Origin of the sequence: Candidatus Foliamicus sp. (genome assembly GCF_965221325.1) — a bacterium.
GTDB lineage: Bacteria > Pseudomonadota > Gammaproteobacteria > Steroidobacterales > Foliamicaceae > Foliamicus.
This window is the reverse complement of the sequence record NZ_OZ244880.1, coordinates 1,897,885-1,908,134: the sequence shown is the minus strand read 5'-3', so window position 1 is coordinate 1,908,134 and position 10,250 is coordinate 1,897,885. Positions and strand designations below refer to the sequence as shown.

Annotated in this window: 8 protein-coding genes; all 8 read left to right on the top strand. The window is 64.6% G+C overall.

The features are described from left to right. Positions 1-70: 70 nt before the first annotated feature. The 8 genes from ACWCOO_RS08215 to parC all read left to right on the top strand — a co-directional run bounded on the left by ACWCOO_RS08215 (position 71) and on the right by parC (position 10,249). Positions 71-490, top strand: a complete 420-nt coding sequence (locus tag ACWCOO_RS08215; RefSeq protein WP_446830508.1) for a rubrerythrin family protein — start codon at positions 71-73, stop codon at positions 488-490. 124 nt (positions 491-614) lie between these two features. Continuing rightward, a complete protein-coding gene (locus tag ACWCOO_RS08210; protein ID WP_446830507.1) occupies positions 615-1,904 on the top strand; it encodes a (Fe-S)-binding protein in 1,290 nt (429 codons plus the stop codon). Between the two features lie 14 nt (positions 1,905-1,918). Continuing rightward, the gene (locus ACWCOO_RS08205) at positions 1,919-2,506 is read left to right on the top strand and encodes a DUF3501 family protein (protein WP_446830506.1); all 588 of its coding nucleotides are present in this window, start codon (positions 1,919-1,921) and stop codon (positions 2,504-2,506) included. 175 nt (positions 2,507-2,681) lie between these two features. Beyond that, positions 2,682-4,109, top strand: coding sequence for an alpha/beta fold hydrolase (locus ACWCOO_RS08200; RefSeq protein WP_446830505.1), 1,428 nt, complete (start codon positions 2,682-2,684; stop codon positions 4,107-4,109). Between the two features lie 36 nt (positions 4,110-4,145). Next, a complete protein-coding gene (locus ACWCOO_RS08195; RefSeq protein ID WP_446830504.1) occupies positions 4,146-4,871 on the top strand; it encodes an ABC transporter ATP-binding protein in 726 nt (241 codons plus the stop codon). Then, positions 4,868-6,079 (top strand): ABC transporter permease, encoded by a 1,212-nt coding sequence (locus tag ACWCOO_RS08190; RefSeq protein WP_446830503.1) that lies wholly within the window; start codon positions 4,868-4,870, stop codon positions 6,077-6,079. Before ACWCOO_RS08195 ends, ACWCOO_RS08190 begins: the two co-directional genes overlap by 4 nt. 37 nt (positions 6,080-6,116) lie before the next feature. After that, positions 6,117-7,994, top strand: a complete 1,878-nt coding sequence (gene parE, locus ACWCOO_RS08185; RefSeq protein WP_446830502.1) for a DNA topoisomerase IV subunit B — start codon at positions 6,117-6,119, stop codon at positions 7,992-7,994. After that, entirely contained in the window at positions 7,994-10,249 is a 2,256-nt protein-coding gene (gene parC / locus ACWCOO_RS08180) for a DNA topoisomerase IV subunit A (protein WP_446830501.1), read from the top strand. The genes parE and parC overlap by 1 nt, the downstream gene beginning before the upstream one ends. Position 10,250: the final 1 nt, after the last annotated feature.

Below are 10,250 nucleotides of genomic sequence, written 5' to 3'. Positions count from 1 at the left end.
AAGGCAGCGACCGGCGCAAGATACGGGCTAGAATATGCGTCCTGATTCCTGCCCAAGAATGGAGCCTGAAATGACCCTCAAAGACTCGAAAACCGAACAGAACCTCAAGGATGCCTTCGCCGGAGAATCGCAAGCCAACCGGCGCTATCTCTACTTTGCGGCCAAGGCCGATGTCGAAGGCTACAACGATGTTGCGGCCGTATTCCGGTCCACGGCGGAAGGCGAGACCGGTCATGCCCATGGCCACCTCGATTACCTGAAGGCTGTTGGCGACCCGGCCACCGGCAAGCCCATCGGCGGTACCGCGGATAATCTGGCGGCAGCCATTGCCGGCGAGACCTACGAGTACACCGACATGTATCCCGGCATGGCCAGGACCGCGCGCGACGAAGGTTTCGAGGAGATCGCGGACTGGTTCGAGACGCTGGCCAAGGCCGAGCGCAGTCACGCCAACCGCTTTCAGAAGGCGCTCGACAACCTGGACGGCTAGCCCGGATATTGCATACGTTTCCGGACTTCCGCGAAACACGCTCCGAACCCATGTCCTGCGTCGCCGATGCGCGCTATCTGGCGCGCAAAGGCGCGCGTAGCGCCGAACGGGTTACGAAGAACGCATGACGGATACGGACGCCACCTCCGGCTCGGTCGAGCGCCTCATCGACTGGCGCTCGCCCGACTACTACGACGAAACTGCGCTCGTTGCCGAAGAGGAGCGGGTGTTCGACATCTGCCATGGCTGCCGCCGCTGCTTCAACCTCTGCAATGCGTTTCCGCTGCTGTTCGATGCGATCGACGAATCCGACAGCGGCGAGCTCGATACCACGCCGAAAAAGGTCTATTGGGAAGTGGCCGAACAGTGCTACTTGTGCGACATGTGCTACCGCGCCAAGTGCCCTTATGTTCCGCCGCATCCGTTCATGGTCGATTTTCCGCGGCTGATGTTGCGCGCCAAGGCCCAGAACTGGCGCAAGAACGGCGCCCGGCTGCGCGACAGGACCCTGGCCGCGCCGCGCGCCGTGGGCCGGCTGGCGGGTATCCCGGTGGTGGCGCAGACCGTGAACGCGCTGAACCGCAACTCGCTCGCGCGAGCCGCGCTGGAGAATGTCGCCGGCGTGAGCCGCCGCGCGCCCTTGCCGGACTACCGCAAGTTCAAGGGAAGACGCGCGCGCAGCCGTAAGCAGGGCGAGGTGCTGGTGTTCGCCACCTGCTACGGCGACTATAACGGCCCGGAAATCATCGACGATCTTTTCGCCGTGCTGGATCACAACGGCATCAGCGCGACCATGATGCAATCCGAAGCCTGCTGCGGCATGCCGAAGCTGGAGCTGGGCGACTTCCAGGGCGTCGAGGCGCTGCTGCGCAAGAACCTTCCGGCGCTGGCGGAGCATGCCCGCGGAGGCGGCACAATCCTGGCGCCGGTGCCATCCTGCGCGCTGATGTTTCAACAGGAATTGCCGGAAATGTTCCCCGAGGACGAGCACGTCAGGACGGTGGCAGAGTCGGTGCGCGATCCCATGCACTATCTGTGGCTGCGCAACCGCGAAGGGGAACTGGCCGGAGCGTTCAAGCAGGGCCTCGGCCGCGTGATGTACCACGCACCCTGTCATACGCAGGTGCAGAACTTCGGGCTCAAGACGCCGGAGGTTCTCAAGCTGGCGCCCGACACCACAGTGCAGACGATTGAGCGCTGTTCCGGCTTCGACGGCGTTTACGGGGTGCGCGCCGAATCCCGAGATGCCTCGGAAAAGATCGCCCGCGCGGCAATACGCTCGGCGCAGGACAGCGAATGGGATCACTTCACCAGCGATTGTCCGCTGGCCGGCCGGCAGATACTCAACGGCCTGCAGCGTAGCGCCGACTACCGCCATCCCGTGAGCTTGCTGCGCCAGGCCTACGGCTGCTGACGCGCCGCGCCGCCATGTCGAACCTGATTCGGCGCTCCGAGCTGATGGGCCTGGAGCGCTATGCCGAGCAGCGCGAGGCATTCCGCGCGCGCGTTCTCGAACACAAGAAAAACCGCCGCGTAGCGGTGGGCGAGCACGTAACCCTGCTGTTCGAGGACCGCTTGACCATCCAGTATCAGTTGCAGGAAATTCTGCGCGTGGAACGGACCTTCGAACCCGAGGCCATCGAGGAGGAGTTGCGCGCCTACAATCCGCTCATACCGGATGGCTGCAATCTGAAGGCCACGATGCTGATCGAATTCGAGGATGCCGAGCAGCGCCGGGCGGAATTGGCGAAACTGATAGGTATCGAAGACGCGGTGTGGATGCAGGCGCAAGGATATCCGCGCTGCATGGCGGTCGCGGACGAAGACCTGGAGCGGTCTGACGCGGACAAGACTTCGGCCGTGCATTTCCTGCGCTTCGAATTCTCGCCCGACGCCATTGCCGCCCTGCGGCGTGGCGCGGCGCTGGCGGTCGGCGTCGAGCATCCTCGCTACGCGCATCGCGTCGATGCGCTTCCCGAATCGGTGCGGCTGGCCTTGCTTGAGGACTTTGCATGAGCCGAGCCCGAGCCGGCGCCGCGAGCCTGCTTCGAGCGCGTCGGTGGACTTGCGTTTGACGAGCCGCAGCGCCCACTTGCGCCTTATCGCGCCAGTGCGCCGCATTCCCGGTGGCAGGATCGGTGGTCGGGTCAGATGCGCTGGCCCCGCATCTCTGAGCCTCGCGCTTGCCGTTGTGCTGGCAATCGGTTTCGCTTCGCCGCACGCCCGCGCCGGTCTTGCGGAGTTCGGCTGCCTGCTTGAGGCGCCGGGCCTTTCCAGGTTCTATGCCCGCTGCGCCAACCTTGCCGTGCCGCTAGATCCCGAAGCGCCGCAGGGTGAAACCATCGACCTCTTTGTGGCTCGCATCCCGGCGCGGATGGCCCAACCCCAGCCCGACCCGCTGCTGCTGATCACCGGCGGCCCCGGTCAGAGCGCGGTCGATTTCTATCTCCAGTTGGGCACGGCGTTTGCGGCTGCGAGACGCGAACGCGACATCATCCTCGTGGATCAGCGTGGAACCGGCCGCTCGGCCCTCGGTTTCGAGTGCGACTTTCCGCTGGGCATGGACTTTCAGATTGCCGAGACGGATTTGCTGGAGCGCTTGGTCAGCGACTGTCTGGTCAACCTCGACCGTGATCCGCGTTTTTTCACGACCTCGGTTGCCGTTCGGGACCTCGAAGCAGTGCGGCGCGAACTCGGCGTTGAGCAGTGGAATATCTACGGTGTGTCCTACGGCAGCCGAGTCGCGCAGCACTACCTGCGTCGTTATCCGCAGCATGTGCGTTCCGTTGTGCTTGACGGGGTGGTTCCGGCGCCGTTGGCTCTGGGGCCTGAAATTGCAAGCAATGCCCAGGAGGCGCTCGACGCCATCTTCGCGCGCTGCGCCCGCGACGCGGCTTGCGCGGCGCGTTTCGGCGACTTGCCGCGCACGTTCAGCAATGTCATGTCCAGGCTTGAAACGTCCCCGGTTTCCGTTGCGCGGATCAACGCCGACAGCGGTGAGCCGGAACAGGTGCTGGTCAATGCCGAGTACCTGATGGGCGTAACCCGCCTGTTCAGTTACTCGTCCTTATCGGCTTCCCTGTTGCCGTTGATCATTGACGAGGCGGCGCAAGGACGCTTCGATATGCTGCTGGCGCAGGCAGAGAGGATCGCCGACAGCCTTGAGCGCTCGCTGAGCTTGCCCATGCACAATTCGGTAATTTGCAGCGAGGATTACCCGTTCGCAGCGCCGGACAGCTCGAAGGCCACCGCCGAGGCCTACCTGGGCTCCTCGATCATGGATGCCTTCGGCGTAATTTGCGCTCAATGGCCGCGCGGTGTGGTCGATGCCGATTTCAAGCAGCCTCTTGTCAGCGATCACCCGGTGCTGCTGCTATCGGGCGCAAACGATCCCGCCACGCCGGCGCGCTACGCGGATGAAACGATAGCCGGTGGGCTTGGCGCTGCCCTGCACCTGGTGGCCCGGGATCAGGGCCACGTGATGGCGGCCATCGGCTGCGTTCCGGGCCTGATGAGAGAATTTTTCGCAGCCGGCTCCGCCGAGGGCCTCGACGGCGCCTGCCTGGAGCGCGTGACCACGATGCCCTTCTTCATCAGTGCCGCCGGTCCAGGGCCCTGAGCACGTCGTGCCTTTCCCCGGCAAGCCAAGTCCGTCGTGATCGAAGTTGACGCGCTCAGCAAGCGCTTCGGCAAAGTGCTTGCGCTGTCGGATATCGGCTTCCGCGCGCGCGCCGGCGCCATTACCGGGCTGTTGGGGCCCAACGGCGCCGGAAAGTCCACTTGCCTGCGCGTGCTCTCGACCGTGTTGAGACCCGATAGCGGCACGGCCCGTATCGGCGGGCTCGACGTTGCGGAGCAGCCGCTGGCGGTGCGGCAGATCATTGGCGCTCTGCCTCACGACGCCGGCCTTTATCCGCACCTGAACGGGATCGAGAACATCCGCTATTTCGGCCTGCTGTGCGGCGTGGACCGCAAGACGCTGGCGGCGCGGATCGGACGGCTCGTGGAGCGCCTGCAACTGGGCGATGTCGCCAAGCGCAAGGCGCGTGGGTTTTCCCAGGGCGAGCGCACCAAGGTGGCGCTGGCCCGGGCGCTGGTGCATGAGCCGCGCTACCTGTTGCTCGACGAGCCCACCAATGGGCTGGACGTAATGGCCATTCGCCAGTTACGCCAGTGGTTGCGGGAACTTTCCCGGGAAGGGCATTGCATCCTGATCTCCAGTCACGTAATGCAGGAGATCTCGGCGCTTGCCGATCAGTTGGTTATCATGGCCCGCGGCAAGATTGCGGCGCAGGGAACGCCGGAGCAGCTCGCGGACCGCTTCGGCGAGCGCGACCTCGAGGAAATTTTCGTATCGGCAGTAGGCGGCGAAGAACAATGATGCGGGCGATACTCACGGTCTGCCGCAAGGAAATTCTCGACAACTCGCGCGACAAGCGCACGTTTTTCACCGCGATTGTGCTCGGTCCTCTACTCGGCCCGATCGTTTGCGTAAGCGTTTTCAACCTGACCATTTCGCAGGCTGTCCCGTCAGTTGTCTCGTCAGTGGAAAAGCCGATCACGGTGCCCATCGTCGGCGCGGAACACGCCCCTAACCTCGTTGCCTTCCTGGCTAGCCAGGGCATCCACACCACCGAAGACCACGCGCTGGCGAACATCGGCGAGGCGGTGCGGGCGGTTGAAGCTCGCGCCATGGGCGTGGTGGTGGTGGTGGAAGATTCGTTCGGTGAGGAATTGGCGAGCGGCGCGGGCGGGCGCGTCAGCGTGATACATGACAGGTCGGAATCCTCTTCCAGCCAGCCCGCGCGGCGCGTCAGCGGAGAGATCCGGACCTATTCCGCGCAGATCGGCAGCCTGCGGCTGTTGGCTCGGGGCCTGGACCCGTTCGTGATGCGCCCGCTGATCGTGGACAGTATCGATGTCTCGACAGCGCGCCAACGCTCGGACGACATGTCTATCTACATTTTCGGCATGCTCAGCTATTTTCTGCTGTTCGGCATGTTGGTCGGGGGGCTCTATCTGGCCACCGATACGACCGCTGGAGAGCGGGAGCGCAAGTCGCTGGAGCCGCTGCTGTCCACGCCGGTTCCGCGTTCCAGCCTGCTGCTTGGAAAAATGAGCGCTACATCGAGCTACATGCTCCTGACACTGGCGCTGAGCCTGGCATGCATCAGCGTCGCGCTGCGCTTTGTTTCCATTGAGGAACTGAGAATCAGCGCCTCCCTGGATGCGGGGAGCGCGCTGGCTGCCTTTGCGATCCTCGTTCCCTTTGCACCACTGGGCGCGGCGCTGATGACCCTCGTTGCGTCGTTTACGAAGAGCTACAAGGAAGCCCAGACCTACCTGGGTTTCGTGATCCTGATCCCCACTATGCCGCTGATCGTGGCGTCGATACTGAACCCCAAGCCCAGCCTGGCGCTGATGGCGGTCCCGAGCCTCAGTCAGCACTTGCTGATTTCCCGCCTGGCTCAGGCGGAACCCATCGAAGCATCCATGCTGGCTGTATCCGTGATGTCTTCGTTGCTGGTGGCGGCGCTGTTCGCGTATGCCGCCATACGCCTCTATGAGCGGGAACGGATCCTGGGCTGATGGCGGGCCAGGCTTCAGTTGGCAACAGGATACGCGCATGAAGGCCGCATACCGCGCTGACGACATCGAAGTTCTCAGCGGTCTTGACCCGGTCCGCCGCAGGCCGGGAATGTTCACCGACACCGCGCGCCCCAACTACCTGGCCCACGAGGTTATCGACAACAGCGTGGACGAGGCGCTGGCCGGCAAGTGCAAGCGCATCGACGTCACTCTTCACGCCGACGGCTCGCTGGCCGTGGAGGACGATGGGCGCGGGATGCCGGTGGATACCCACGAGGAAACCGGACTCAGCGGCGTCGAGCTGATCCTGACCCGGCTCCACGCAGGGGCCAAGTTCTCGCGCCGGCAATACCGTTATTCCGGAGGTTTGCACGGCGTGGGCGTATCGGTGGTCAACGCCTTGTCCAGCCGTCTCGATGTGCGCGTGCGGCGTGATGGACGCGAGTGGCGCATGAGCTTCGCCGGCGGCGAGGTCCGCGAAGCGCTGACAGCGGCGGGCAATGTGCCCAGACGCGCCACCGGAACCTGGCTGCGGTTTTGGCCCGATACGAAGTATTTCTCGAGCACCGGGTTTCACCTGCCGTCGCTCCGGCGGTTGTTGCGCGCCAAGGCGCTGCTGTGTCCGGGCTTGACCGTGACGCTTGCCGCTGAATCCGAGGGCGTCAACGAGGAATGGCACTACGAAGATGGGCTCGGCTACTACTTGACCGAGCAATTGGCTGATGTCGAACGCCTGCCGGACAGCCCGCTGCGAATTTCCCAGGAGGATGAGGAAGGTCAGGCCCTGGATTGCGTGGTGGCCTGGACCGCCGGCGGCGCCCACCAGGTGGAGGAGAGTTACGTCAACCTGGTGCCCACGCCGCGCCACGGCACGCACGTCAGTGGTTTGCGCAGCGGCCTGACCGAAGGCTTGAGGGAATTCTGCGAGTTCCACAAGCTGCTGCCGCGCGACCTGAAAATATCGCCGGCCGACGTTTGGGACGGAGTGAATTTCGTGGTGTCGGTGAAGCTGGCCGAACCGCAATTCAGCGGGCAGATGAAGGAGTCGCTGGCCTCGCGCGAGTGCGCCGCGTTCACGGCCGAGGCGGCCAAGAGCGCCTTGGCGCTTTGGTTGAACCAGCACTCGGAGGTAGGCGAGCGCATTGCACGGCTGGCCATTGACGCCGCTCAGCGGCGCATCAAGGCCTCGCGCAAGGTTGCGCGGCGCACTCCGGTGGCCGGACCGGCGCTGCCCGGCAAACTGGCCGATTGCACCAGCACCGTGCCCGACGAATGCGAGATATTCCTCGTGGAGGGCGATTCGGCGGGCGGTTCGGCGCGCCAGGCCCGGCATCGCGAGTACCAGGCCGTGCTGCCGCTGCGGGGCAAGATTCTCAACACCTGGGAAGTCGATTCCGCCGACTTGAGCGCCTCGCAGGAGGTCCATGACATCGGCGTGGCGCTGGGCGTAACCGCGGCGGATGCCGATTTGAGCAACTTGCGCTATCGCAAGGTGTGCATTCTCGCGGATGCCGACTCCGATGGCAGACATATCGCCACCCTGATCTGCGCCCTGTTCGCGCGCCACTTTCCGGAACTGGTCAGACAGGGCCACATCTACGTGGTGATGCCGCCGCTCTACCGTCTCGACATCGGCAAGGAAACGCACTACGCGCTCACCGACGCCGAGCGCGACGCTCTGCTGCGCCGTGCCTCCGCACGCAAGGTTTCCGTGACCCGCTTCAAGGGGCTGGGCGAAATGAGCGCTAGGCAGTTGCGCGAGACGGCCATGGCGCCCGCCACCCGCCGGCTGGTGCGCCTGGAAATGGAAGAGACCGGCGAAGCGTTTCCGGTGCTCGATATGCTGCTCTCGAAAAAACGCGCCGCCGACCGCCGCGCCTGGCTGGAAGACAAGGGCGATCTGGCCGCCGGCTGATGGCGGGCGCGCAGCTTACCCTCGTTCCCAGCGGCAATGCGGAATCGCGGCCGCTGGCCGAATACGCGGAGCAGGCCTATCTGGACTACTCCATGTACGTCATCCTGGACCGTGCGCTGCCGCACCTGGCCGATGGTCTCAAGCCCGTGCAGCGCCGCATCGTCTATGCGATGAGCGAGTTGGGCTTGGCGGCCACCGCCAAGCCGCGCAAGAGCGCGCGCACGATCGGCGACGTAATCGGCAAGTTTCACCCGCATGGCGATGCGGCCTGCTACGAGGCCATGGTGCACCTGGCGCAGCCGTTCGCCTATCGCCATCCGCTGGTGGACGGCCACGGCAACTTCGGCGCGGTGGACGATCCCAAGTCGTTTGCGGCGATGCGCTACACCGAGGCGCGGCTCACGGCCTATGCGCAAACCCTGCTCGCGGAACTCGATCAGGGCACGGTGGACTGGATCGACAATTTCGACGGTACGCTGAAGGAGCCGCGGCTGCTGCCCGCGCCTCTGCCCAATGTGCTTGTGAACGGTTCATCGGGCATCGCAGTGGGAATGTCCACCGACATACCGCCGCACAACCTGCGCGAGCTGGCGGTGGCCCTGGAGCGCCTGGCTCCCAATCCGAAGCTGAGCCTCGCCAAGCTGTGCAGCCTGATCCCGGGACCCGACTTTCCCACCGGCGGGGAACTGATCAGCCCAGCCGAGGAGCTGCAGGAGATTTACCGCAAGGGGCACGGCGTGCTGCGCCTGCGGGCGGTCTTCAGGCGCGAGGGTTCGTCAATCGTGATCCATGAGCTGCCCTGGCAGGTGTCCGGGAGCCGCGTGCTGGAGCAGATCGCGCGGCAGATGAATGCCAAGCGCCTGCCGATGCTGGAAACCCTGCGCGACGAAAGCGATCACGAGAACCCGGTTCGTCTGGTGCTGGAACCGCGTTCTGCGCGTGTCGATAGCGATGCCCTGATGGCGCACTTGTTCGCCACCACCGACCTGGAGCGGTCATTGCGCGTGAACCTCAATGTGATCGGGCAGGACGGACGCCCCCGCGTCCGCAGTCTGCGCGGAATGCTTGTGGAATGGCTGAGTTTTCGTCGAACCACGCTGCGCCGCCGTCTTGAGCACCGCGAAGAGCAGGTATCCGCGCGCCTGCACATACTCGAAGGCTTGATGATCGCCTACCTCAACCTCGACGATGTCATCGCCATCGCCCGCTACGAGGATGATCCGCAAGCCCGGCTTATGGAACGCTTCAAGCTGAGCGCCGAGCAGGCCGCCGGCATACTCAATATTCGATTGCGCAGCCTGGCCAGGATCGAGGAAGAAAAACTGCTGGCCGAACAGGATGAGTTGGAGGCCGAACGCGAGGAACTGCGTGCAACGCTGGCAGACGCCGCGAAATTCGACAAGCTGATGATTTCCGAATTTCGCGAGCTCGCGCAAGTGCATGGCAACGAGCGCCGCACACGAATCGTGACTCAAGCGTCGCCGGCGCAGGCCTTTCAGGAACAAGACCTGACTCCTGCCGAGGCGATCACCGTGGTGCTTTCCCGCCACGGCTTTGCGCGCGCCGGCAAGGGGCACGAGCTCGACAGCACGGCGCTGAACTTTCGTCCGGGCGACGAACTGCTTTGCGATTTGCCCTGCAAGTCCAATCAACAGGTCGTTTTTCTCAGTGGCGAGGGGCGGGTCTATACGCTCCCGGCCCACAGCCTTCCATCGGCGAGGACTCACGGCGAACCGCTTTCCAGCCGCTTCAACGTGGCTGACGGAGCCACCTGGAGCGGCCTGATGGGCGGTGACCCCAAGGGGCGGTGGCTGGTATGCGGCGACCGTGGCCATGGCTTTGTCGTGAGCACCGGCCGGCTCTATTCGCGGTCGCGCGCCGGCAAGGCGTTTCTGAATCTGCCCGAGGGCGCGGAGCCTCTGCCGCCGACACCGGCGCTTGACGCCGACAGCCTGGTTGCAGCCGTCTCGGATAGCGGCCGGTTGCTGCTGTTTCCGCTGGCGGAACTGCCCGAATCCGGCGGTGGGCGCGGCGTGCTGCTCATGGCGCTGAAGAACGGCGAGCGGTTGGCTGCGGCAACCGTGATCGCTGCGCGCGACCGTTTGATAGTGCATTGCGGCGAGCGCAGGATGACCTTGCGCGGACAGGCGCTGGAAAACTACCTGGGCAAGCGCGCGCTGCGCGGGCGTATGCTGCCTCGCGGATGGCAGAACAACGTCACCCGGCTGGCGCGCGATCCGTTCCGCGGTGGATAAT

Bases quoted from the DNA above. Each gene is read 5' to 3' on its own strand.
- ACWCOO_RS08205 (WP_446830506.1), top strand. From the start codon at position 1,919: ATGTCGAACCTGATTCGGCGCTCCGAGCTGATGGGCCTGGAGCGCTAT.
- ACWCOO_RS08190 (WP_446830503.1), top strand. From the start codon at position 4,868: ATGATGCGGGCGATACTCACGGTCTGCCGCAAGGAAATTCTCGACAAC.
- parE (WP_446830502.1), top strand. From the start codon at position 6,117: ATGAAGGCCGCATACCGCGCTGACGACATCGAAGTTCTCAGCGGTCTT.
- parC (WP_446830501.1), top strand. From the start codon at position 7,994: ATGGCGGGCGCGCAGCTTACCCTCGTTCCCAGCGGCAATGCGGAATCG.
- ACWCOO_RS08210 (WP_446830507.1), top strand. From the start codon at position 615: ATGACGGATACGGACGCCACCTCCGGCTCGGTCGAGCGCCTCATCGAC.
- ACWCOO_RS08215 (WP_446830508.1), top strand. From the start codon at position 71: ATGACCCTCAAAGACTCGAAAACCGAACAGAACCTCAAGGATGCCTTC.